This window comes from Roseovarius mucosus DSM 17069 (genome assembly GCF_000768555.3).
Classification (GTDB): domain Bacteria; phylum Pseudomonadota; class Alphaproteobacteria; order Rhodobacterales; family Rhodobacteraceae; genus Roseovarius; species Roseovarius mucosus.
Map to the genome: position 1 here is coordinate 189808 of NZ_KN293991.1, position 24122 is coordinate 213929.

The window sequence follows — 24122 nt, forward strand, 5'->3', positions numbered from 1 at the left end:
GAAATCCTCTGGTGACACCCGAATTCGGATGCGGCCTATGGTCAGAAACGGGGATTCGACAGCCACCAGAACGGCGGCCCAGCGCCTACATAGGCAACAGGCCCCTCCGCGTCAATCCAGCTCAGAATTTCACGACGACCGACAACACGATCACCACCATCGCCAGTGTCGGCACCTCGTTCATGATCCGGTGCTGCCGACCCGTGCGGGTATTGGCACCCCGCGCAAACTCCTTGCGCCGCAGACCCAGCCACATGTGAAACCACGTCATGACAACCACACCCGCAAATTTCGTATAGGGCCAGACCGATCCCCAATCGACAATCCCCGGCGTCATCACAAGCAACAGACCAAAACCCCAGGTCGCGATCATTGACGGCTGCATGATATACCGCAACAGCTTGTATTCCATCACTTGAAATACTGCGTCCCGGCTATCCCCCGGCTGTGATTGCTCCGTGTGATAAACAAACAGACGCGGTAAATAAAACAACCCTGCCATCCACGCGATCACCGACATGATATGCAGCGCCTTGATCCAAGGGTAGGCCAAGCTCAAAATATCACTCATGCTGCGCTCCGATCCATTCTTGGTCTTCTTAAATATTAAGTAAGATATAAGAAAGGATGTAGTTGGATGTAGGGCGTTCCAAGTCTGTGGATAATCAGCAACCCCACAGGATTATCCCCATGGGGATAACTGTGGTGACGGATTTCCAGCATCTCTCTGGACTCTATCGAAAATCTCCACTTTCGTGTTTAATATCAATGCGATCCTAAAATTGAATGTCCCACGCCTAGGCCCTCGCTTCTGTGAATAACTCTGCCAGATCCGACCTATCCCAACCCTCCAGTTATTCTTTCCCACAGCCGCAAAACTCAGGTGGAATTTTCCCGGAATTCGCTCTTGTCCCCAGCCGCGCGCACGGGATGGATTTCTCCCGTAATTGTTCCTAGACATTCCATTACGTTATTCCGCAGGTTATCCACATGAACGCCCCTCTGATCCTCGCCTCAGGCTCCGCCATCCGCCAGAGCCTTCTGCGTAACGCGGGCCTCGCGTTCGAGACCGCGACACCCCGCGTGGACGAAGAAAGCGTGCGTGCCGCGCTTCTCGCCGAAGGGGCCAAACCGCGTGACATCGCCGACGCGCTGGCAGAGCTCAAGGCAACCAAGATCAGCGCCCGCCATCCCGCCGCGCTCGTGATTGGTTGCGATCAGGTGCTCGACTTGGGCGGTACCCTTTTGTCCAAGCCCGAAACTGTCGATGAGGCTCGCGCTCAGCTTTCCGCCATGCGGGGTAAGCGTCACGATCTTTTGTCTGCGGTCGTGATCTGTCAGGCGGGCCGCCCGCTTTGGCGGCATATCGGCACGGCGCGCATGACGGTGCGCCCGTTTTCCGACGATTGGCTCGATGGCTACCTTTCCCGCAACTGGCCTGATATTGCCGACAGCGTCGGCGCGTACAAGCTCGAGGCCGAAGGCGTTCGCTTGTTCTCTCGCGTCGATGGTGATTATTTTACGGTTCTTGGCCTGCCGCTGCTCGATCTTTTGTCCTTTCTCACCCTCCGAGGAGACCTGCAACAATGAGCGATGACAAACAGCCTCTGGCCAGAATTCCACTGGCAGGCGTGATCGGATCGCCCGTCGCCCATTCGAAATCGCCGCAATTGCACGGCCACTGGCTCAGAACGAATGGAATCGCGGGATACTATATTCCCATGGACGTTGGCGCTGACGATCTGGCGCAAGTGTTACAAACCTTGCCTAAACTGGGCTTCGTCGGCGTCAATATCACCGTCCCGCACAAGGAACGCGCGCTTGCCCTGGCCGATCTCGTAACCGACCGTGCCACCCTGATCGGCGCGGCCAACACGCTCATTTTCCGCAAGGACGGCAAACTGCATGCCGACAATACCGACGGCTACGGTTTCATCCAGAACCTGCGCCAAAACGCCCCCACATGGAGACCAGAGGCCGGGCCAGCCGCCGTCCTTGGTGCCGGAGGCGCTGCCCGGGCGGTTGTCGCCTCGCTTCTCGATGTCGGTGTGCCAGAGATATTCATTTCCAACCGCACCCGCATCCGCGCCGAGGCACTTCAATCCGAATTTGGCAAGCGTCTGACCGTTGTCGATTGGGTTCAGGCCGGAAATATGCTCGAAGACGCCGTGACCGTCGTCAACACCACCTCTCTCGGTATGTTGGGCAAACCCCCCTTACGTGTCCCGCTCGATGGCTTGCGGCGCGGGGCCTTGGTCACGGATCTGGTTTACGCGCCCCTCAAGACCCAGCTTCTGATCGAGGCCGAGAAAATGGGCTGCGTCACCGTCGATGGCCTTGGCATGCTCTTGCATCAGGCCGTGCCAGCCTTCGAGCGCTGGTTCGGTGTGCGCCCCATTGTCGATAGCGCCACCCGCGCGGCCGTTTTGCGATGACCGTTCTGGTCGGCCTGACCGGCTCGATCGGCATGGGCAAGTCAACCACCGCCCGTCTCTTCAACCAAGAGGGCTGTCCGGTCTGGGATGCCGATGCCGCCGTGCATCGCCTCTACGCCCCCGGCGGCGCAGCCGTGGCACCCCTGGCCGAGGTTTTTCCCGAGGCGGTCGACGAGGGCGGCATCTCCCGCGCGCGGCTCAAATCGATCATCACGGCTGATCCTTCGGCGCTTGCCCGGATCGAATCCATCGTGCACCCACTCGTCGCGCGCGACCGTGCGGATTTTGTACAAAATCACCGTAAGAACCTTACAGACCTTACACAGACAGCGCCCATCGTCGTGCTCGATATTCCCCTCCTGTTCGAGACCGGTGCAGATAAGGGCATGGATTACACCGTCGTGGTCAGCGCCCCCCCCGAGGCGCAGCGCACCCGCGTTCTCGAACGCGGCACAATGACGCCCGAGCAATTTGAAAATATCCTGCAAAAACAAATGCCTGATGCAGAAAAGCGTGCCCGCGCCGATTACGTGATCACGACAGACACCCTTGAATCTGCCCGCGCCCAGGTGCAGTCTGTCCTGCGTGACATACGGCAAAGGGTGGCCCATGCGTGAAATCGTCCTCGACACGGAAACCACTGGTTTTGAACCAGAATCCGGCGATCGCATCGTCGAGATCGGCGCTGTCGAGCTCTATAATCACATGCCGACGGGCCGCACTTTCCATAAATACATCAATCCCCAGCGCGCCATGCCGGAAGAGGCCTTTGCCGTGCATGGTCTGGGGGATGATTTCCTGCGCGACAAGCCCTTGTTCGCTGAAATTGCTCAGGAATTTCTGGATTTCGTGCAGGACGCACGGCTTGTCATCCACAATGCCGCCTTCGATATGAAATTTCTTAATGCCGAACTGGGTTGGCTCAAACTGCCGCAATTGCCTTGGGATCAGGCCATCGACACTCTTGCCATCGCCCGCAAGAAATTTCCCGGCTCTCCAGCCTCTCTAGATGCGTTATGTCGCAGATTTCAAATAGATAATTCCGCACGGACCCTGCATGGCGCCCTGCTGGACTCCGAGATACTGGCCGAGGTCTATCTGGAGCTGATCGGCGGCCGACAGCCGGATTTCGTGTTGGCAACAGGTCCAGCCACAAAATCTGGTGGGCTGACCGAAACAGCCACGTGGCGGCCCATGCCGCGCCCGACGCCCCTCGCCCCGCGTCTGACCGCGTCCGAGGCGGCCGCCCATCAGGCCTTTGTGGACAAGATGGGCGACGCTGCTCTCTGGCGAAAACCCTCTTAGGCGTCTGCCTTGGGGGCTGCGGCCTGCGCCTGACGGCGGGCAATTTCGCTGCGATAAAGCTGAACGAAATCAATATTCTCAAGGTTCAGCGGCGGGAAGCCGCCGTCATGCGTGATATCGCTGACGATGCGCCGGATGAATGGGAAAACCATGCGCGGACATTCGATCAACAGGAACGGATGCAGCTGCTCATCCGGCACGCCCTCAATGTGGAAAACGCCGACATATTCCAGCTCAAGCACGAACAGAACCTCGTTCGCGGCCTTGTTCCGCGAGTTGATGGTCAATTTGACCACCACTTCATATTGATGTTCCACGCTACGCTTCTTGGCGTCCAGGTTTACCGATACCTGAACATCCGGCTGCACCTCTCCCCCGGTGCCGCGCTGCGCCAGCACGTTCTCAAAGGACATATCGCGGATGAATTGCGATAGGATGTTCATTTTCATTTGTGGCCCGGCTTGTGCGGTGCCATTTTCATGTTCGGCCATGAAAACCTCCTGAAGGGATAATGTTGCCCTCCCTTAGCAGGACGCGGCCCTTCTCTCAATGCCCATCCTGTGCTGTGACAGGGTTGAGCTTCTCAACTGCCGTGAACAAACACTTGCGAAAGAACGGCTTGGCTAACACCATATTTTGTTTCCGCGGGATCAGAATGTCGAGGGTGTCCTTCTCCGCGCGATTGCTCATCAGGATGACCGGCACCTGTGCAAGGCCGCTGCGGATATACTCCAGCTCTTGAGGCACCGCACCTAGCCCACCAATGTGATCGACATCAACAATCAGCAAGGACCACCGCTCTGGCCTCGCAATCAGGTCCCCGATCAACGTGTCGTGGTCCGAACACAGATGCACCTCGCAATCGTAATCGGCGAGCCACTCACAGCATTTACGGCTGTTCCGGTCACTCGCCGCACTCACCGCCACCCGCCGCACACGGCTCAGCCCATCCATCCTCGGCCGATAGGACAACCAGACAGGCGGTTCGGTATCAATGATCCGATCAGGGATCCCGTCCCAGCTCTCAACGTCATAGGGGCTTTTTGGCTCTCTCGCAGTGATGCGCATGTAATACCCACCAAGCATCACGAGTATAAAGCTGACCTGCGCCGCATAAGCCACAAGAATGGCCCACCACAACGACGAGAGGACAAAACCCGCCGCGGCAAACACAACAATCGCGACCCCGAGGCTCAGCAGCACTGCGGTGACTGCAAACCCAGACTTGGATCGTTTTTGAGCGCGCAAAGCATCATGGCCATTCCCAGGCCCATTGTCCGAGGTCGCGTCGAAACGCGGCTGTATACTCATATTTCTCACTCTGCCCTCGATCGGTGGGGTCGCTCAGGTTTTGGGAAACACAACCATAAGTTGAAACGGTACCGCTAGGCGGTACACGATAGCGGGGGCCATTTCAGGGTCCGAAACCCGTTTCTCATCAAGAGATTGGTATTTCTATCAATAAAACGGCACCTTGGTCGACAAACGCAGCATATCAGACCACAGGGCCTAGTAAAAGGTGCAACTGAAAGTGTCCAAAGGTTTAATCTGTCTGGGGTTGTAAATCATCAGATAGCTAAGACCCCGTATCTGACGCCCTGTTTGTTCTTCGGCGCATCACCGGTCCCATGACCAACGGGGTGACATACATCGGCACTTGATAGCAGCCGATGAAAAGCAGCAGGTCAGCGGCAGTGTCCACTGGCAGCGCCCCAAGGAATAGCGCGAGATTGCGATTCCCGGCAATGATGGCAAGCGGCGGTGCCGTCGCAGCCCGGCCAAACCGATCTACGGTGAGAAACACCACAAGTTGGGCCCCGAAATTCAGGCCAAAGACCAAAGCCAATGTGCGCAACAGGTCAGGACTTGCCGTCAGCAATGCCGGACCGACAGCCGACATTAACCCAACCACAACCACTGCCATGACCCCGGTAATCAGTCCCTCAACCGCCCTTTCCCCTTGAAGAGATTGAAGAAACCCCACGTGCCTGCGCAGGATCAGGCCAAGCAGCCCCGCAACGGCAATCACCCCAAGAAGCTTTGCCGCGGCGATAGCCACCATTGCCGGGCCGCCAAACACCGGCATCACCCAGAACACCGGCAACACCGTCAATGGCAAGAGCATCGTGCCGATGATCAGCTGTCGCAAGGCAGGCGCGGGATCACCACCCACCATCAGCGTCAAGCCCGGACTGCCGGTCAACGGGGCGGCTGCCAGCACCAACACCACCCCGATCCCGAGAGTTGACGACAGCCCGCCCCCCATTCCTAGTGCGCCGATGGCCGCCATCGGCATGACGACCTGCATGATCAGGGTAATCGCGACATATCCGGGAACATCAGCCCAAGCTGGAAAAGCACGCAAGACGTCAACGCGCAAGGTGCTAAGAAATAGAAGAAAAACAATCATTGGAAAGATCAGAGGAGCCAGGCCTTTGGCCGCTTCGGGAACCAGAATTCCCACGACCAGCCCCAAAACGAGCATCAACCGCCCGTGTCGCGCCAACCCATGCAGCAGCGAGATCAAATCGCTGCCGCCCCGCGCGCCGCCTGATCATATCCGCCTGATAGCGCGCGCAGCAGCGCCGCCAACCGCGACAGTTCTGCCGGGTCCACGCCGATCTGTTGCACCGAGCGCACCAACAAGGCCTCACGCACGCGACCATATTGCGCGCAATAGTCCTGCCCCGTTTCGGTAATGGCGATGGTTTTTTCCTTACCGTTACGGCCAGCCTTTACAAGGCCTTGTTTTTCAAGCTTTTTTACGGCGTAATTGACCAGATGCGTGTCCTCGATATTGAGCACGAGGCAGATATCGGCAAGGCTCTTGGCGCGTTCCCGATGATGCACGAGATGCACGATCAAAACCTCCAGGGGCGTCAGTCCCGGCATCCCCGCAGCCGTCATGCAGCGGACCATCCAGCGTTGAAACGCATGGTTCGCCATCGTCAGGGCAAACTCCATCTCCGACAATTCCGGCAAACCTGAATTCGCCAGATGCGCCGATGAGACAACAGGCCCTAACGGGCGAGCATTGTCTGAGGTATCCATAGGGCGATCTCCGGAAAGAGTGTTAGTATGGCGGTGGCCAGCACCAAGAGCAGAAAGAACGGAAACGCATAGCGCGCAATCTCGAAAATGCTGCGCCCGGTGATGGATTGCAGCACAAAGAGGTTGAACCCCACCGGCGGCGTGATCTGGCTCATTTCCACAACGAGGACGAGAAAAATGCCGAACCAGATCGGATCAATCCCCGCCGCCAAAACCATAGGAAGGATGACCGAAGTGGTTAGAACCACAATGGAAATGCCATCGAGGAACATGCCGAGAATGATGAAAAAGACCACCAGTGCCGCAAGGAGCAGATTGGCAGAATAGCCCTGTTCCCCGATCCATGCCGCGAGAGCGCGCGGTATGCCGGTATATCCCATTGCGACCGTGAGAAAGGCAGCCCCTGCAAGGATAAACGCAATCATGCAGGTGGTGATCGTCGCCCCGCGCAGCGCCTCCCACGCGCTCTGCCAATCCAGAGAGCCGCCCAAGGCCGACAGGATCAGCGCGCCCAGAACGCCCACGACAGCCGCCTCTGTGGGTGATGCCAATCCAGCGTAGATCGAACCGATTACTGCGACAATCAACAGGACCGTCGGGCCCAGAAGCGCGATTGCCCTGAGTTTTTCGCCCCAAGACGTCGCAGGTTCGCGCTCCGGCATACGCTCTCGGTTCATCAGCGCCCAGATCATCGTATAGCCCGAGAAAAGCGCGGCCAGCAGAATGCCCGGCCCGATCCCGGCCAGAAAGAGCCGCGCAATGCTCTGCTCTGTAGCTGCCCCATAGACGATCAGGATGATCGACGGCGGGATGAGAAAGCCGAACGTGCCCGATCCGGCCAGCGTGCCGATGATCATCCTGTCATCATAGCCGCGTTTCGTGAGTTCTGGCACCGACATTCGCCCAACGGTCGCTGTGGTTGCGGCAGATGATCCCGACACGGCTGCGAACAACGCGCAGCCAAAGATATTGGCGTGGAGCAACCGCCCCGGCAAGCGTCCGGTCAGCGGGGCCAGGCCCGAAAACATATCCGATGAAAGACGCGAACGGAACAGGACTTCTCCCATCCATATGAACATCGGCAGAGCCGTCAGATCCCAGATGTTCAGCGCGCCCCAGACCTTTGTGCCAAAGACCAGTTCGGCGGGCGCCGAACTGGCCAGCACCATCGCCACCAGCCCCACGGCAATCAGCCCGAACCCGACCCAGAGGCCAAGCGCCAAGACGCCAAAGAGCACCATCACAAGCAGCAGAGAGAGGATTTCAATGCCCATCCTGAATGCCCTTTCCGTCTTCGGCCCGTTGAAAGGCGGGGCTTGATCCGCTCAGCAGCACGATCAACTCATCAAGAAGCGCAATCCAGAACAGCATCAACCCAAGCACCATCACCGCCTGTGGGATCCAGAGCGGGAACTTCGCCATGCCAAAGGAAACCGCGTTGAACGCCCAGGAATCCCAGGCCTGAACCCCGGCGCTGTAGAGTGCAAAGCCACAGAGACCGAGCGCCAGAAGAAGTGCCACCACTGAGAGCAGGCGTGCAAATGGTGCCGGGACCGAATGGATCAAGAGCGTGACCCGTACATGCCCCCCGGCCCGCAGCGTGCCCGCAAGGGCAAGAAAAACCGCGCCGACAAACAGAAACCCGCCCAGCTCCGACAAAGAGGTGATGGCGATGCCCACCGGCTCTTGACCGAGGGCGAGCAAGGTTTTGTCGATCACCCTCCCCAGCACCTGAACCAAAACCAGTCCGGCAATTGTGACGAGCGCGAGGGCGGCCAGAGCAAACCCCGCTGCATAGAGACGATCAAGCAGCCCGCGCAGCATCCGCAGTCTCCCATTGTGTCAGAAGATTGCGGCGCGGGTCAGCACCCGCGCCGCCTTGGGGTCAGCGCGCGGTGTAGGCCGACAGGATTGCGGCCCCAACATCGCCGGCGCTGGCACGCCACTCACCGGCCATCGTCTCGCCGATCTCGCGCAGACCGCGCGCAAGCTCTTCGGACGGGGCTGAGACCTGCATGCCGTTTTCCTTTAGGATCGCGATCTTTTCCTCGGTTTCCGCCATCGACATTTGCCAGCCGCGCGCCTCGGCCATGGCAGAGGCTTCGAACAGCGCCTGTTGCTGCGCCTCGCTCAGCGCCTCAAAAGCGCTCGTGTTCACGAAAACCATGTTCTTGGGTAGCCAAGCTTGCGTGTCGATGTAGTGGCTCACGAAATCCCAGGCCTGCGAGGATACGCCCGTCGAGGGCGAAGTGATCATCGCGGCAACGCGCGAGGTCGAAAAGGCGGTCGGAATATCGCCCGCCTCAACCGTCGTGGGCACTGCGCCCATCAGCTGCGCCAGACGCTCGGTCGCGGTGTTGTAGGCGCGAAAACTGACGCCTTTCATCTGGTCGAGCGAGGTCACTTCCTCAGTCAGGTAGAGGCTCTGGCCCGGCCATGGCACAGCGAAAAGCAGGGTCAGACCCTGCTCCGCCAAGCGCGCCGTCACCTCGTCGCGCGAGGCGTCCCAGAGTTTCTTGGCATCGTCGTAACTGGCCGCCAAGAACGGCACCGAGTCGACGCCAAACACGGCATCCTCATTCGCCAGTTGCGACATGAGGATCTCCCCGATGGGCGCCAGACCCCGGCGCACAGAGTCGCGAATTTCGGGGTGGGCATAGAGCGAACCCGCCGAATGTACGGTGATGTTCAATTCACCATTGGTCGCGGTTGCGACATCCTTGGCAAACTCCATGATGTTCTGGGTGTGAAAAACCGAGTCGCCGTAGGGCGTGGGCATATCCCAAGTCGTCTGCGCCTGCGCGGCCCCAAAGCTGAGGGCAAACGCCCCTGAGAGGGCAAGTGTGGTGAGGTGTTTCATTGTCGTCTCCCTGATTTAGCGATGTGACCGGTTGTTGCCCCGGTTCAAGGAAAGCTTGACGGATCATTTATAATTTGTCAACAAAATGTAAATGATCCGAAATGGGGATGAGCGATATGAAAAAGGTCTGGGATTTCTGGATTGACCGCGGTGGCACCTTTACCGATGTGATCGGGCGCAGCCCCGAGGGCGCGATCGAACCGCTCAAGCTCTTGTCCGAGAATCCTGAGGCTTATGAGGATGCGGCCATCGAGGGCATCCGCCGTCTTCTCGGCGGTAGCATCGACGCGGCGCGCATCGGAACGGTTCGTATGGGCACAACCGTTGCCACCAACGCCCTGTTGGAGCGCAAGGGCGACGCCACGGTTCTCTTGATCACGCGCGGCTTTCGTGACGCGCTGCGCATCGCCTATCAGGCACGGTCAGATATTTTCGCCAAGGAGATTTTGCTCCCCGAACAGCTTTACTCCCGAGTGATCGAGGTGCCCGAGCGCCTGCGCGCCGATGGCACTGTCGAGAGCCCGCTCGACCTGAGCGCCGTCGCCGACGGTCTGGCCGAGGCCCGCAGCGCCGGGATTGATGCCGCCGCCATCGTGCTGATGCACGCCTGGAAAAACCCCGCGCACGAACTGGCCCTGGCTGATGCGGTGCGCGATGCGGGATTCGCGCAAGTGTCGGTCAGCCACGAGGTCTCGCCGCTGATCAAGTTGGTGGGCCGGGGCGATACGACCGTTGTCGATGCCTATCTGTCACCCATCCTGCGCCGTTATGTGGCGCGGGTGGCCGCAGCACTTGGCGCAACCCCGCCGGGTCAGCCGGGCCCCACGCTGCAATTCATGATGTCCTCGGGCGGCCTTACCGCGGCCGAGCGCTTTCAGGGCAAGGATGCAATTCTCTCTGGCCCTGCCGGGGGCGTCGTCGGCATGGCGCAGACCGCCGCGATTGCCGGGTTTGACAAGGTCATCGGGTTTGACATGGGCGGCACCTCGACCGATGTGGCGCATTACGCGGGTGAGTATGAGCGCGCCTTTGACACCGAGGTCGCGGGCGTGCGTATCCGTGCGCCGATGATGCGGGTGCATACGGTGGCGGCGGGCGGCGGCTCGATCCTCCATGCCGAACCGGGGCGGTTTCGTGTTGGGCCTGACAGCGCCGGGGCATATCCCGGCCCTGCCTGCTATCGCAATGGCGGGCCGTTGACCGTGACCGACGCTAACGTCATGCTGGGCAAGCTCAACCCTGAATTCTTCCCGCCGATCTTTGGCCCCGGACAGGATCAACCGCTGGATCGCGATACGGTATCGGCACGCTTTGTCGAGATCGCCACAGAGGCGGGCGACGGCAAATCACCCGAGGAGGTGGCCGAAGGTTTCGTGCGCATCGCCGTGGAAAACATGGCCAACGCGGTCAAGAAAATCTCGGTGCAACGCGGCTATGACGTGACCCGCTATCTCTTGAATTCCTTCGGTGGCGCAGGGGGTCAGCATGCCTGCCTCGTGGCCGATGCTCTGGGCATGGAAAAGGTTCTGATCCATCCGCTTTCCGGCCTTCTGTCGGCCTATGGCATCGGTCTGGCGCGCGTCAGCGCGTCGCGGCAACAAATGGTGGTGGAGCCATTGGAGGACGGCAGCGATAGCCTCATCACCTCCGTGCTTGATGACCTGAGCGCGCAGGTCATGCAGGAAATGCAGGCCCAGGGCGTGACCGGGGCCGAAATCCGTCCGCGTCTCTATCTGCGCTATGACGGCACCGATACAGCCCTGCCCGTGGCCTACGACACCCCGGCGCAGGCACGCGCGGAATTCGAGGCGGCGCATCTGGCGCAGTTCGGTTTTACCACGCCAGACAAACGCGTCATCATCGACAGCGCCGAGGTTGAGGCAACCGATACCGCCGCGCCCGAAGCCCCAGAGAGCGAGGCCAGTCGCCATGCCTCCGAGGCGCAGACGGACACACGCACGAAGCTTTTTTGCAACGGCGAATGGGCCCCTGCGGGCGTATTCCGCCGTGCGGCTCTCGCCCCCGGCAACAGCGTCACCGGCCCTGCGTTGATCATCGAGGATAATCAGACCATTGTGGTCGAGCCCGGTTGGCGGGCCGAGATCACGGCCCATGACCATGTGCTCTTGTCACGCCACGAACGGATGGCGCGCGATATGGCCATTGGTACGACCGAGGCTGACCCGATCCTGCTTGAAGTGTTTAACAACCTCTTCATGTCGATCGCCGAGCAGATGGGCGTAACCCTGCAAAACACCGCTCAATCGGTCAACATCAAGGAGCGCCTCGATTTCTCCTGTGCGGTTTTTGACGCCACCGGCGCGCTTGTGGCCAATGCCCCGCATATGCCGGTGCACCTTGGCTCTATGGATCGTAGCGTCGAGACGATCATTCGTCTCAATGAGGGGGATATTCACCCCGGTGACGTCTTCGCGCTGAATGCGCCCTATAACGGTGGCACGCATCTACCCGACATCACCGTCGTCACGCCGGTCTTTGATGAGGGCGGTCAAACCATTCTCTTCTGGGTGGCTTCGCGCGGGCATCATGCGGATGTGGGCGGCACAGCTCCGGGCTCGATGACCCCACTTGCCACCACGGTGGACGAAGAAGGCGTGCTGATCGACAATTTCCGTCTGGTGGAACAGGGCCAATTCCGCGAGGACGCATTGCGCAAGATTCTCGGTGACCACCCCTACCCCTGCCGCAACATCGACATGAATGTGGCCGACCTCAAGGCGCAGATCGCCGCCAATGCGCGGGGCATCAACGAGCTGCGCAAGATGGTCGTGAATTTCGGCCTCGACGTGGTGCAGGCCTATATGGGGCACGTTCAGGACAACGCCGCCGAAGCGGTGGCGCGAGTGCTGGAGAAGCTTTCGGATGGCGACTACGCCTATGAGACCGATACTGGTCAGGTGATCCGGGTCAAGATTACCGTGGACCGTGCCGCTCGTGAGGCAACGGTGGATTTCACCGGCACATCCGAGGCGCGGAAAAACAACTTCAACGCGCCAGAACCCGTGACGCGCGCTGCTGTGCTCTACGTGTTTCGGGTGATGGTCGAGGCACCAATCCCGATGAACGCGGGCTGCCTGCGCCCCATTCGGATCATCGTGCCTGAAGGGTCCATGCTCTCGCCGCGCTACCCGGCGGCGGTGGTGGCGGGCAATGTGGAAACCTCGCAGCATGTCACCAACGCGCTCTTTGGGGCGATGGGGGCCATGGCCAACAGTCAAGGCACGATGAACAATCTGACCTTCGGCAATGACGAATTCCAGTATTACGAAACCATCTGCTCTGGCTCGCCTGCAGGTCAGTTCAACGATGGGCGGCAGTTTTCCGGCACATCGGGCGTGCATGTGCATATGACCAACTCGCGCCTGACTGATCCGGAAATCCTCGAACTTCGCTTCCCGGTGTTGCTAGAGAATTTCGCCTTGCGTCCCAGGTCGGGCGGCAAAGGAGCCGCAAACGCCGGGGATGGCACGATCCGCACCTTGCGGTTCCTCACCCGGATGGATTGCGCGATCCTGTCGTCGCATCGCAACCGCCCGCCGCAGGGCGGCGCAGGCGGCGGCGCGGGTGAGGCGGGCCGAACTGAAGTGCGTCGCCTTTCAGGCGCTGTCGAGGTGCTGAACGCCTGCGACCAGACAGTGCTGGAGGCAGGCGAAGCCGTGACCGTGATCACACCGACGGCAGGGGGATTTGGCCGGGCATAACCCCGGCCATTCTCAAATCTCGGGGTTTGGCAGGCTCTCGAACGCGCGCTTGAGGGCGTCCCCCCATCCATCCGAGATCGTGCTGAAATAAGGATCATCCGCCTCGATGCGGTGCACTGGGTGTAATCGCATGCTGTCCGCCTCGTATATGCACATATCGAGCGGCAAGCCGACCGACAGATTGGCCTTGATGGTCGAGTCAAAGCTGACAAGCAACAGTTTCATCGCATCGGCAAAGCTCATGCCGGGTTCATAGGCGCGCACTAGTATGGGACGGCCATATTTGGTCTCGCCGATCTGAAAAAAGGGCGTTTCGCGGCTGGCTTCGATAAAGTTACCTTCGGGGTAGATCAAAAACAGGCGCGGTGGACCGCCCTTGATCTGCCCGCCAAGGATCATCGTGGCGTTGAATGTGCTGTCGGCGCGTTGTCCGGTGCTCGCGTGGGTTTCGATCACATCGCGCAGCGTGCCTGCGACGAGACGTGCGGCCTGAAACATCGATGGCACCGACAGGATGGTCGGGTCGCGTTCGTCATGTGCTTTGGTCCGCTCTTCGAGCAGGCTGATAACGGCCTGTGTCGTTGCCAGATTTCCCGCTGTCAACAGCACCATCGCGCGCTCGCCGGGCAATTGCCAGGTGTGCAGCTTGCGAAAGGTCGAGATATTATCGAGCCCCGCATTGGTACGAGTGTCGGACATGAAGACGATGCCGCGATCAAGGCATAAGCCCACGCAATAGGTCACGTCTGAAACCCTCTGTCACTGTTGCTGCGTCACGTGCAGCGTCACATCCATGTTCTCGGCTGCCGTCCCGTAGCGATGCCCGGAAATCGGCGCGGCTTCGGTATAGTCCAGCCCGGTCGCAACCCGCACATAGCGCGTATCGGGCGAAATGGCGTTCGATACATCGAATCCAACCCAACCCAGACCCTCGACATGGGCCTCTGCCCAAGCATGTGTCGCGCTCTGCTCGTCCTGTCCGTCCATACGCAGATAACCCGAAACATACCGCGCCGGAAGACCCATTGCACGTGCGCAGGCAATGAAGACATGCGCATGATCCTGACAGACGCCGTGACCGGCAGCCAGCGCATCTTCTGCCGTCCAGGCTATCTCCGACTTGCCGGTTTCATAAGCGATGGCGGCATGCACCCGTGTTGAGAGATCATGAAGCCGGGCAAGATTCCCATCGCCCTCGACACTGCGCAGGATCTCGCGACAGCCCTTGCCGGCGCGAGTATGATCTGTCGGGCGTTGGAACAGCCATAGCGGTGCCATGCCCTCATGCGGACCGACAATTCCGGCCGTATCGGTCATCTCTACAACGCCCTCGGAGCGGATGATCAATTCGGTCACATCGGGGTCGAAGCTGAACATCACGACGTGATTGCGGTGATGGTCGGTGAATTCGGCCTGCTGCGTGGCGCCCTCTACCGTGACCGACCAACTGATTAGCCGCTGCCCGCGCGTCGGCTTGGGATAGAGCCGGAGTTGCTGCACGCCATATGGGACTGGCGCGGAATAGGTGTAATGGGTGAGGTGCTTTATGGCGAGGTGCATGAGCTATCCGTAAAACCTGTAATCAATCTCGATCTGGTGGCTGAGCTTGCCCAGATGGCCAAGAACTTCCTGCACATATTCATGTAGCCCGTAATCAAAGATTGCGGCGACATCGTGGGTCATGAACCGGCGACAGAGCGTGTCGGCCTGCTGGTGGCATGGCAGGCGCAGGTCGTAATCTGTTGCAAGATAGTTGAGATTATCGCGAAGCTTCGCGCAGCAGAAATTCAGGCTGCGCGGCATACGCTTGTCGAGGATCAGGAACTGCGCAATTCCCATCGGTGTGACATCGGGACCAATGGTCAGCCGATACCCGCCCTCGCCACTGACCGAACGCAGGATCGTGTCCCATTGCACATTGTCCAGCCGAGAACCAACTGCCGCAGCCGACGGCAGAAGCACATAGTATTTCACGTCAAGAATCCGCGCGGTGTTGTCGGCGCGCTCGATAAAGGTGCCGATGCGAATGAAATCATAGATTTCGTTGCGCAGCATGGTTCCAAGGATCGCCCCACGCACCAGCGCATTACGCTCGCGGATCAGCGACAGGACCTTGGGCAAATCGCGGGTCGCCACTTTGCGCGCAAGCGCCTCTTTCAGCAGCATCCAAAAGGAATTGACCGCCTCCCATGCTTCGTGCGTGAGCGCGGTGCGCACCAGACGCGCGTTGTGCCGCGCCTGTGTGATCACCGCCATCACGGAGGATGGATTGTCAGGATCGCGCAACATCCAGTCGATCGCCAGTTCGGGCAACACTTCGGCGTGTTTCTGTTGATAGCCATAGGCTACCGCCGCAGCCTGCAAGACCGACAGCCAGTCATCGGCACCACTGCCGGCGCGCGTCAGCGCTATGCGCTGCCCGGTCTCGATCATCCGCGACGTATTTTCGGCGCGCTCTAGCAGACGCGCCATCCAGAACAGACCTCCGGCGGTTTTTCCCAGCATCCTTTAGTCCTCCAGCACCCAAGTGTCCTTGGTGCCGCCACCTTGGGACGAATTCACCACCAGCGATCCCTTTTTCATGGCCACCCGCGTCAGCCCGCCGGGTGTCACGTTGATCCCCTCGGGCGACATCAGCACAAATGGCCGCAGATCGACGTGCCGCGGGGCCAGCCCTGACTTGGTGAACACCGGCACGGTCGATAGGCTGAGCGTGGGTTGTGCGATGTAATTGCCGGGCCGTGCGCGCAGCTTGCGCTCGAACTCCTTGAGCTCCTTCTTGCTCGCGGCTGGGCCGATCAGCATGCCATAGCCGCCCGATCCATGCACCTCCTTGACCACCAGTTCAGACAGATGAGCAAGAACGTAATCGAGGCTCTCTTTCTCATTGCAGCGCCAGGTCGGCACGTTTTGCAGGATGGGCCGCTCGCCGGTGTAGAATTCGACAATCTCGGGCATGTAGCTATAGATTGCCTTGTCATCGGAAATGCCCGTACCGGGGGCATTAGCGATGGTGATGCCGCCTGCCCGGTAGACATCCATGATACCCGGAACGCCAAGCGCGCTCTCGGGGTTGAAGTTGAGCGGGTCGAGGAAATCATCATCCACCCTGCGATAGAGCACATCAATGGGCTGATACCCGCGTGTCGTGCGCATCGCGACACGCCCATCCACGATCCTCAGGTCATGCCCTTCGACCAGCTCAATGCCCATCTTGTCCGCCAGAAAGGCGTGTTCGTAATAGGCCGAGTTGTAGATACCGGGTGTGAGCACCGCAACCGTTGGCGTACCCTCGCAGGCCGCAGGCGCAGAGGCCGCGAGCGAACGGCGCAGGTTGCGCGGATAGTCCGACACTGGACGCACCTGATTTCTAGAGAACAACTCTGGAAACATCCGCAGCATGGTTTCGCGGTTTTCCAACATGTAGCTGACACCCGATGGTGTGCGCGCGTTATCCTCAAGCACAAAGAAATCATCCGGTCCCGTGCGCACAAGGTCGATGCCGGTGATATGGGTATAAACACCCCCCGGCGGCATCATTCCGATCATCTGAGGTAGAAACGCCACGTTGTTCGCGATCATCTCTTGCGGCACACGCCCGGCGCGCAGGATCTCCTGCCGGTGATATATATCATGCAAGAATGCGTTGATCGCGCGGACGCGCTGTTCGATGCCCCTTTCCAGCCGCTGCCATTCTCGCCCCGAAATAATGCGCGGAATGATGTCGAACGGGATCAGACGCTCTTCGGCCTCTGACCGCCCATAGACATTGAAGGTAATCCCCGTGAGGCGAAAGAGGTCCTCCGCCTCACGACTTTTGGCCCGCAGACGAGCGGCATCTTCCTCGCTCAGCCAGGCGTCGAACTTGGCATATGGGCTGCGAATTTGCCCGTTCTGCCCCTGCATTTCATCGAACATATCCATAGGATCATGCTTTCCCTGTCCGGGGGCCTGTGCAATCGAAATTGTTGCGACAAGCCTGTCCCGATGCGGTTTCATGCCCGCTTATCCCTCAGTCATGCACAAATTTTAAGCTTTGGCAAAGAGTTGTCGTGTTACCTTGGATCTAACTCTCAAAAATAAAGTAAAGCATGTCTTACAAAAAACATTAGTTTTTATTCCTTTTTGTTAGCAAAACTCATAATTATAAATAGGGCGACAACCGCAAAGATAAGCCAGAGGATTCCGTGACCCGATCGTCCGAGATGTTGCACGTCACCGTTCAGCGCGGCACGGCACAAGATCCCCGCAAACAGCGGTTCGACGTTCCCGCGCGGGAAAATCAGACGGTGCTTGATGTGGTTAGCTGGATTCAGCAAGAGGTGGATCCGACGCTCAGCTATCGCTTTGCCTGCCGCGTCGGCATGTGCGGCTCTTGCGCCATGATGGTCAACGGCGTGCCGCGCTGGACCTGCCGCACCCATGTCAGCCGAGTTGCCGAGAGCGGACAGCTGGACATCGCGCCCTTGCGCAACCTGCCGGTGATCAAGGATCTGGCAACCGACATGGACCCGTTCTTTGACAAATGGGTCGCCGCCGAAGGGCGGCACCACCCGACGCGCGGTCGCCTGGAAGAGTTTGACCCGATCAAGCCGGACGACCCCAACCGGGTTGAGGCCAATCTTGGCATCGAATGTATCAATTGCGGCATCTGCTATGCTGCCTGCGATACGGTGGCGGGCAATCCTGATTACCTTGGCCCTGCTGCCTTGCAGCGCGCTTGGACCCTGCTCAACGACAGCCGCGATGCCGACCGGTCCGGTATTCTGGCGGCAGTTTCCGGCAAGGGGGGCTGTCACAATTGTCACTCGATGGGCAGTTGCGCGCAATATTGCCCAAACGGATTGAATCCGATGCGCGCGATTGCAGGCCTGAAGCGCGAAACGGTCAAAGCGGCCCTTCGGTGGAAACGCGATGCTTGATCTGCGGCTCTACATGGCACAGCGCCTTAGCGCGCTGGTGATGGGTCCCTTGGTGCTAGGGCATATCGCGGTGATGATCTACGCCATTCAGGGCGGGCTCAGCACGGCGGAAATTCTTGGCCGCACCCAAGGTAGTCTACTTTGGTTTCTCTTCTACGGCACCTTTGTGGTGGCAGTGTCTGTCCATGCCGCCATCGGACTGCGGGTGATCGCGCATGAGTGGCTTCGCTTGCGCGGCGTCGCTCTTGTCGCGCTGACATGGGGCATCTTTGGTGCGCTTCTCGCCCTTGGCCTCAGCGCTGTTTTCGCGGTGACGCTGCCATGAAACAGCCGGCCCGTTCGCACCCACTCTGGTTTGCCTTTGTGCTACACCGCGTCTCTGGCCTGGCGCTTGCGTTGTTTCTTCCTGCGCATTTCTGGCTTCTGTCGCAGGCGATTTCCGCGCCTGCCCGGCTTGATGGCTTTCTCGCCTTCGCCGAAAATCCGCTGGTCAAGATCGCCGAATTCGGTCTCGTCTTTCTGCTCGCCGTCCATATGTTCGGTGGTCTGCGCCTGATGGCGCTAGAATTCCTGCCATGGTCCGACCGCCAGAAAACGCTCGCGGCGGGGGCGGTCGGCGCGGCGCTCTTCCTGTCCGGCACGTTCTTCCTGAGGGCGATCTGATGACCCATCTCGACCGGCACGACACTGATATTCTCATCATTGGCACCGGTGGCGCGGGGCTTTTTGCCGCGCTCCACGCGCAGCAATCCGCACCTGCCGGCACGCGGATTACCATTGCCGTCAAGGGCCTCATCGGGAAATGCGGCTGCACGCGCATGGTGCAGGGTGGCTATAACGTGGCGCTGGGCGGGGGCGATAGCGTCGAGCGGCATTTCATGGACACCATAAAGGGCGGCAAATGGCTGCCCAATCAGGACATGGCGTGGAAACTCTGCGAGCAGGCGGTGGTACGCATCCACGAGTTGGAAAATGAAATCGGTTGCTTCTTCGACCGCAACGCCGATGGCACGCTGCATCAAAAGGCCTTTGCCGGGCAAACCGCCGACCGCACGGTCCACAAGGGCGACCTCACCGGCATCGAGATCATCAGCCGCTTGATGGAGCAGGTTTTGGCGCGGCCGGTCGAGAAGTTGCAGGAGCATCGCGCCATCGGCCTCATTCCCACACGCGATGGTAGCGCGCTCGCGGGCGTGCTCTTTATCGACATGCGCACAGGCGGTTTTCGTCTGGTTCGGGCCAAGACGGTGCTGATGGCCACCGGCGGCGGGCCGACCATGTACAAATATAACACCCCCTCGGGTGACAAGACGATGGATGGCCTCGCCATGGCGCTGCGGGCGGGGCTGGAGCTGCGCGACATGGAGATGGTGCAATTCCATCCCACCGGCCTCTTGGCGGGGGACCATACGCGCATGACCGGAACGGTGCTGGAAGAGGGGCTGCGCGGCGCGGGTGGTCAGCTTCTCAACGGCGCGGAAAACCGTTTCATGTTTGACTATGACCCCAAGGGCGAGCGTGCGACGCGCGATGTGGTCAGCCGCGCCATCTATGCCGAGATGCGCAAGAACAATACGTCTGTGAATGGGGGCGTCTTTATCTCCATGGCGCATCTTGGCCCCGAGAATGTGCGCGCCAAGTTCCCCGGTATGGTCAAACGCTGCGCCGATAGCGGCTTCGATCTGGCGGGCGGGTTGGTCGAGGTGGTGCCGACCGCGCATTATTTCATGGGCGGTGTGGTGGTTGATCCCGACACCCGCACCGCTATGGAAGGGCTCTATGTGGCGGGCGAGGATGCTGGCGGCGCGCATGGCTCGAACCGTTTGGGCGGTAATGGCGTGGCTAATTCCACCGTCTATGGTGGTGTCGCGGGCGACGTGATGGGCGCTGATATTCGCACTATGGGGGCGCTGCGCGATCCCTGTCCCAACGCGTTGCAGGCCGAGATTGACCGCGCCCTACATCCCCTCACGCGCCAGCCTGCGCCGGTCCATCCGCTGCGCGTCGCCCTGCAAGAGGCGATGTGGGACGATGTCGGCGTCATGCGCACCGCTACGGGCATGGAGCGTGGTTTGACCCGCGTGGCCGAAATTTCCGAAGCGCTGATGAATGTCGGCGTCGCGGGCGATAATCTTTCCTTCAACCTCACATGGCACGACTGGCTCAACCTGCGCTCGCTCTGCGACGTATCCAAGGCGATTACGCTTGCGGGCCTTGCGCGCGAAAACTCACGCGGCGCACATTATCGCGAGGATTTCCCCGACGAGGGCGATCTCGATGCCTCTTATTATACCGTGATCACGCAGGCGGGCTGCGATCTGAACGTGCGCCGTGACCCGGTGCAATTCACCATCATTCGCCCCGGCGAGACAATCCTGCCCGAGAATGAGCCCGAAACACTGGTGGCCGCGCAATGATCTCGATCGACCTTATTCAGAAAACCGCCGAGCGCCTGATGGACAAGGCGGCCATTGAAATCCCCGAGGATTACCTGACTGGCCTTCAGGCCGCGGCCGAAACCGAGGATGGCGATCTCTCATCCTTCGTCCTTCAGGCGATGCTGGATAACTACAAGGCCGCCAAGGAGGACCGCCGCGCGATGTGCGGCGATACGGGCTGTCCGCGCTGGTATGTGAAAATGGGCAACGATGCCCGGATCGAAGGCGGACCGGTCGCGCTCGAATCCGCGCTGCGCCGTGCGACGGCCAAGGCCACCTATGAGGTGCCCCTGCGCCCCAATCGCGTGCATCCGCTCTGGCGCACCGATCACAACAACAACGTCGGCATCGGGGCGCCCGAAATCGAATATGCCTATGAGCCGGACGGCGACTGGATCGACCTCATCACCGTCCACAAGGGCGGCCTCTTTGGCACCGATTACCGGATGCTGTTTCCCTCTGACGGGATCGAGGGGATCAAGCGCTTTTACCTCGATAGCCTCGTGGCCTTTGGCAAACGCGGGTTGGCCTGTCAGCCGGCAATCATCGGCATCGGGCTGGGTGGGTCCAAGGATACCTGCATGGTTCTGGGCAAGCGCGCCGCCTGCCTGCGCGTGGTGGGCAGCGAGAATCCCGACCCAAAGATCGCGGCATTGGAGCGCGAGTTCAAGGAACTGGGCAATTCCATCGGCATGGGCGCTATGGGATTTGTCGGCAAGAACATGGTGATCAACTGCAATATCGAGGTGGGCTATTGCCATACCGGGGGTATGCAGATGTCGGTGCATGCCTTTTGTCTGTCATCACGGCGGGCCGTGGCACGCATCTATCCCGATGGCCGGGTCGAGCATCGCACCGATCCTGATTGGTTCACCCCGTATCAGCGCCGCGAAACCGTCGATTGGCCAGGCTCCGCTCAGGAGGCCGCAGAATGAGCAAGCCCCGCGAGATCCGCCTGAGCACCACGCCGACGCCCGAGGCTCTGGCCGAGCTTCGTCTTGGCGACATCGTCTATCTGGACGGGTTGCTCTACACCGCGCGCGAAGGTGTCTACATGCGCGCGCTAGAGGACAAGGCCAATATCCCGCTGGAGCTGCCCAGCCAGAGCGCCGCAAATTTCCACTGCTCCCCCGCCGCTGCCATTCGACCTGATGGGTCCTTCAACATGGGCGCGGTGACGGCCACTGCCTCGTTCCGCTTTGCCAAATGGCTGCCGGAATGGATGGCCAAGACCGGTGCCAAGCTGATCATTGGCAAGGGCGGTATGTCGTCCAAGGATTACAAATCCTATTTCGTGCCCAATGGTGCGATTTATCTCTCGACGGTGGGTTATGGCACCGGCGCATTGTTGGGGCGCGGCATCGAAAAGGTCGAGGCCGTGCATTGGCAAGAGGAACTCGGTCTGGCGCAGGCGATGTGGGTCATTCGCTGCAACAAGATGGGGCCGTTCATAGTGGCATCTGACCTTGAGGGCAATTGCCTGTTCGAGCGCGAGAACGCCAAGATTGCCGAGAATCTGGCGCGGGTATATGAAGGCACCCGTCCCGCAACGCTCAAACGCTACGGCGAGACGGATGACCGTTCGGACGAAGTCATCGGCTAGAGCACTGCGCGTAGCATCAAAACCAGTCCTGAAACAAAGGTCATCAAGATCAGCAATCGGCGAAAGGCCGTATCGCTCAGGCGTTTGAACACCGTAATCCCGATTTGCGCCGCCAAGAGTGCGGCGGGAATGGCAATCGCGAGATAGATCAAGGTTTCGCGGGTATAGGCCCCCTTGAGCGCCAACAGGATCGTCGTGACCGCCAGAACCGCCACATTGAAGGGCTGCAAAACGGCGCGCGTCTCTTGTTTGGGCCAGGGACGCAGCGTGCACCACATCATCGGCAGTGCGCCAGAGAGCGAGGCCGCACCGCCCAAAATACCCCCCAAGAATCCGACCAGCATATCCCAGAACGGCGTGGCGCGCTCGAACCTTGGCAAGCGCGCGCGCAGGGTGAAATAGCCACCGTAAAGCAACAGCATTGACGCCACCACGATCTTGAGCGTGCTGGCGTCAATCACGCTGAGGATCATCACCCCAATGGGAATCCCCGCTAATCCGGGCAGCAAAAACCGCGCCAGCCGCCGCGTGTTCTGCCTGATTGCGGCGCGCACAATCCAAAGGCCTTGCAGCCCGGTGATGACCGAGAGCACGACTAGCATTGCCACCGCCTGAAAGGGCGGCAGCACGACGAGAAAGAAGCCAAGCGCGAACAGCGCTGTGCCAAACCCGGCCAGCCCATTTATGAATCCGCCGGCCATCGCTCCGGCAACGACATAGGGCATGATTTCGGCGCTCATCCCGCCGGCCTGCTCGTGGATGGGATGAAAACACCGATCTCGACGGCACCCATCAGGGCCTTGTGGATTTCCTGGATAATGCGGATGCGTGGGTTGTCACGTCGATAGGCCAGCGTCAATTGCCGCACGGGTGCGCCATCAGGCAGCGGCACGCGGCGCAGCGGAAGCGGTTGTACTCCACGCACGCAGCGCGCAGGCACGATAGACACACCAAGCCCCGCAAGCACCATGCTCGAAATCGCCTCTAGCCCCTGCAGCTCCATTGTGACCGACACGGGAATCCCATGCTCGCGCAGCCAACCGTCGATTAGCCCCCCGACAACCGCATCGCGGCTGAACCGAATGAAGGGATACCGGACCAAAAGCTCGCGCACATCGTCGCCCTCTGTCTCTTGTGGGGCGAGCAGTTCCATAGGCTCTTGTGCGATGTCGGCATGGTCGATTTCGGGGGGCAATGGCCCTTGGCGTGACAGCACCGCCGCATCAAGCGCACCCCGCTCGACCTCGGCAATCAGCGCGGTGGTCATTCCCGGCACGATACGCACATGCAGGTCTGGATAGCTTTCCTTGAGTAGTCGAACCGACAGAGGTGTCAGCCCCGTCAGCGTCATCGGCACCGCCCCGAGAGAGATCTCGCCACGAAACCCCTCGTCACCCAGGACCGATGGCACGATGGCGTCGTAGGCGCGAACGATGTCGCGCGCCCGCGCGACCAAGGCGCGTCCTGTCGGCGTCAGCTCTGGAGACCTGCGTGAACGGTCAAAGAGCACAACGCCCCATTCGTCCTCCAGGCTGCGCATCTGTTGGCTTACGGCGGCATGGGTGACAAAGACTGCCTCGGCGGCGGCGCTAAAGGTCTTGTGATCATCCACCGCAATCAGGGTGCGCAAGCGCCGGATTGACATGCCCCGTCTCTTTCGTAAGTTTAACTAATGCATCCTGTAACGGAATATTGCTTATATTAAGCCTGTCTTAAAGTTACACCTAAAGACGACGGCGTTGCAATCCGCGAACAGGCCAGCCGCCGATACCACAGAGGAGGAGGA

Annotated in this window: 25 protein-coding genes; 11 read left to right on the top strand and 14 right to left on the bottom strand. The window is 60.0% G+C overall.

From position 1 onward, the window contains the following. Positions 1-121 precede the first annotated feature (121 nt). Positions 122-571 (bottom strand): protoporphyrinogen oxidase HemJ, encoded by a 450-nt coding sequence (gene hemJ, locus ROSMUC_RS18645; protein WP_037276194.1) that lies wholly within the window; start codon positions 569-571, stop codon positions 122-124. 419 nt (positions 572-990) lie between these two features. Between hemJ and ROSMUC_RS18650 the strand changes: the two genes are divergently transcribed. Genes ROSMUC_RS18650 through dnaQ form a run of 4 tightly spaced genes read left to right on the top strand, consistent with a single transcriptional unit; the run spans position 991 to position 3740 of the window. Next, positions 991-1590, top strand: coding sequence for a Maf family protein (locus tag ROSMUC_RS18650; RefSeq protein WP_037276197.1), 600 nt, complete (start codon positions 991-993; stop codon positions 1588-1590). After that, a complete protein-coding gene (locus ROSMUC_RS18655; RefSeq protein WP_037276200.1) occupies positions 1587-2435 on the top strand; it encodes a shikimate dehydrogenase in 849 nt (282 codons plus the stop codon). Before ROSMUC_RS18650 ends, ROSMUC_RS18655 begins: the two co-directional genes overlap by 4 nt. Continuing rightward, entirely contained in the window at positions 2432-3052 is a 621-nt protein-coding gene (gene coaE / locus ROSMUC_RS18660; protein ID WP_037276202.1) for a dephospho-CoA kinase, read from the top strand. Before ROSMUC_RS18655 ends, coaE begins: the two co-directional genes overlap by 4 nt. Further along, positions 3045-3740, top strand: coding sequence for a DNA polymerase III subunit epsilon (gene dnaQ, locus ROSMUC_RS18665; protein ID WP_037276204.1), 696 nt, complete (start codon positions 3045-3047; stop codon positions 3738-3740). Before coaE ends, dnaQ begins: the two co-directional genes overlap by 8 nt. Here dnaQ and secB read toward each other — a convergent pair. From secB to ROSMUC_RS18700, 7 genes are all read right to left on the bottom strand, one after another. Further along, positions 3737-4231, bottom strand: a complete 495-nt coding sequence (gene secB / locus ROSMUC_RS18670; protein ID WP_037276206.1) for a protein-export chaperone SecB — start codon at positions 4229-4231, stop codon at positions 3737-3739. The genes dnaQ and secB overlap by 4 nt on opposite strands. A gap of 55 nt (positions 4232-4286) precedes the next feature. Continuing rightward, a complete protein-coding gene (locus ROSMUC_RS18675; RefSeq protein ID WP_245875237.1) occupies positions 4287-4943 on the bottom strand; it encodes a hypothetical protein in 657 nt (218 codons plus the stop codon). A 373-nt stretch (positions 4944-5316) separates the two neighbouring features. Next, positions 5317-6105: a flagellar type III secretion system protein FlhB gene (locus ROSMUC_RS18680; protein ID WP_245875238.1), complete on the bottom strand. Its 789-nt coding sequence runs from the start codon at positions 6103-6105 to the stop codon at positions 5317-5319. A gap of 158 nt (positions 6106-6263) precedes the next feature. Next, positions 6264-6791 (bottom strand): winged helix DNA-binding protein, encoded by a 528-nt coding sequence (locus ROSMUC_RS18685; RefSeq protein WP_245875239.1) that lies wholly within the window; start codon positions 6789-6791, stop codon positions 6264-6266. Continuing rightward, positions 6761-8065 (bottom strand): TRAP transporter large permease, encoded by a 1305-nt coding sequence (locus ROSMUC_RS18690; protein ID WP_037276213.1) that lies wholly within the window; start codon positions 8063-8065, stop codon positions 6761-6763. Before ROSMUC_RS18690 ends, ROSMUC_RS18685 begins: the two co-directional genes overlap by 31 nt. Then, positions 8055-8615, bottom strand: coding sequence for a TRAP transporter small permease (locus ROSMUC_RS18695; protein ID WP_052115448.1), 561 nt, complete (start codon positions 8613-8615; stop codon positions 8055-8057). The genes ROSMUC_RS18690 and ROSMUC_RS18695 overlap by 11 nt, the downstream gene beginning before the upstream one ends. A 61-nt stretch (positions 8616-8676) precedes the next feature. Beyond that, positions 8677-9651: a TRAP transporter substrate-binding protein gene (locus tag ROSMUC_RS18700; RefSeq protein ID WP_037276215.1), complete on the bottom strand. Its 975-nt coding sequence runs from the start codon at positions 9649-9651 to the stop codon at positions 8677-8679. A 116-nt stretch (positions 9652-9767) separates the two neighbouring features. On the opposite strand from ROSMUC_RS18700, the gene ROSMUC_RS18705 reads away from it, so the two are divergent. Beyond that, positions 9768-13373, top strand: coding sequence for a hydantoinase B/oxoprolinase family protein (locus tag ROSMUC_RS18705; protein WP_037276852.1), 3606 nt, complete (start codon positions 9768-9770; stop codon positions 13371-13373). Positions 13374-13385: 12 nt separating this feature from the next. Here the strand turns inward: ROSMUC_RS18705 and ROSMUC_RS18710 are convergent, their stop codons facing one another. Genes ROSMUC_RS18710 through ROSMUC_RS18725 form a run of 4 tightly spaced genes read right to left on the bottom strand, consistent with a single transcriptional unit; the run spans position 13386 to position 17297 of the window. Next, complete coding sequence (locus tag ROSMUC_RS18710; protein ID WP_037276217.1) at positions 13386-14117, bottom strand: proteasome-type protease; 732 nt, start codon at positions 14115-14117, stop codon at positions 13386-13388. 15 nt (positions 14118-14132) lie between these two features. Then, on the bottom strand, positions 14133-14933 hold the full coding sequence (locus ROSMUC_RS18715) for a transglutaminase family protein (RefSeq protein WP_037276218.1): 801 nt from the start codon (positions 14931-14933) through the stop codon (positions 14133-14135). Positions 14934-14936: 3 nt separating this feature from the next. After that, positions 14937-15878, bottom strand: a complete 942-nt coding sequence (locus ROSMUC_RS18720; RefSeq protein WP_037276219.1) for an alpha-E domain-containing protein — start codon at positions 15876-15878, stop codon at positions 14937-14939. Between the two features lie 3 nt (positions 15879-15881). After that, positions 15882-17297, bottom strand: a complete 1416-nt coding sequence (locus tag ROSMUC_RS18725; RefSeq protein ID WP_037276220.1) for a circularly permuted type 2 ATP-grasp protein — start codon at positions 17295-17297, stop codon at positions 15882-15884. 263 nt (positions 17298-17560) lie between these two features. Here ROSMUC_RS18725 and ROSMUC_RS18730 point away from each other — a divergent pair, with 263 nt between their 5' ends. The 6 genes from ROSMUC_RS18730 to ROSMUC_RS18755 are packed head-to-tail and all read left to right on the top strand — an operon-like array spanning position 17561 to position 22336. Further along, on the top strand, positions 17561-18295 hold the full coding sequence (locus ROSMUC_RS18730) for a succinate dehydrogenase/fumarate reductase iron-sulfur subunit (protein WP_425442845.1): 735 nt from the start codon (positions 17561-17563) through the stop codon (positions 18293-18295). Next, positions 18288-18620 (top strand): succinate dehydrogenase, encoded by a 333-nt coding sequence (locus ROSMUC_RS18735; protein ID WP_037276224.1) that lies wholly within the window; start codon positions 18288-18290, stop codon positions 18618-18620. The genes ROSMUC_RS18730 and ROSMUC_RS18735 overlap by 8 nt, the downstream gene beginning before the upstream one ends. Then, positions 18617-18958 carry a succinate dehydrogenase, cytochrome b556 subunit gene (gene sdhC, locus ROSMUC_RS18740; protein WP_037276225.1) on the top strand — a complete coding sequence of 114 codons (342 nt, stop codon included), beginning with the start codon at positions 18617-18619 and terminating at the stop codon, positions 18956-18958. The genes ROSMUC_RS18735 and sdhC overlap by 4 nt, the downstream gene beginning before the upstream one ends. Beyond that, positions 18958-20712 carry an L-aspartate oxidase gene (locus ROSMUC_RS18745; RefSeq protein WP_037276226.1) on the top strand — a complete coding sequence of 585 codons (1755 nt, stop codon included), beginning with the start codon at positions 18958-18960 and terminating at the stop codon, positions 20710-20712. Before sdhC ends, ROSMUC_RS18745 begins: the two co-directional genes overlap by 1 nt. Then, positions 20709-21668, top strand: coding sequence for a fumarate hydratase (locus tag ROSMUC_RS18750; RefSeq protein WP_037276227.1), 960 nt, complete (start codon positions 20709-20711; stop codon positions 21666-21668). The genes ROSMUC_RS18745 and ROSMUC_RS18750 overlap by 4 nt, the downstream gene beginning before the upstream one ends. Further along, on the top strand, positions 21665-22336 hold the full coding sequence (locus ROSMUC_RS18755; RefSeq protein ID WP_037276229.1) for a fumarate hydratase C-terminal domain-containing protein: 672 nt from the start codon (positions 21665-21667) through the stop codon (positions 22334-22336). Before ROSMUC_RS18750 ends, ROSMUC_RS18755 begins: the two co-directional genes overlap by 4 nt. Here ROSMUC_RS18755 and ROSMUC_RS18760 read toward each other — a convergent pair. Next, on the bottom strand, positions 22333-23076 hold the full coding sequence (locus tag ROSMUC_RS18760) for a sulfite exporter TauE/SafE family protein (protein WP_037276232.1): 744 nt from the start codon (positions 23074-23076) through the stop codon (positions 22333-22335). The genes ROSMUC_RS18755 and ROSMUC_RS18760 overlap by 4 nt on opposite strands. Continuing rightward, the gene (locus tag ROSMUC_RS18765; protein ID WP_037276234.1) at positions 23073-23981 is read right to left on the bottom strand and encodes a LysR family transcriptional regulator; all 909 of its coding nucleotides are present in this window, start codon (positions 23979-23981) and stop codon (positions 23073-23075) included. The genes ROSMUC_RS18760 and ROSMUC_RS18765 overlap by 4 nt, the downstream gene beginning before the upstream one ends. Between the last annotated feature and the right edge of the window lie 141 nt (positions 23982-24122).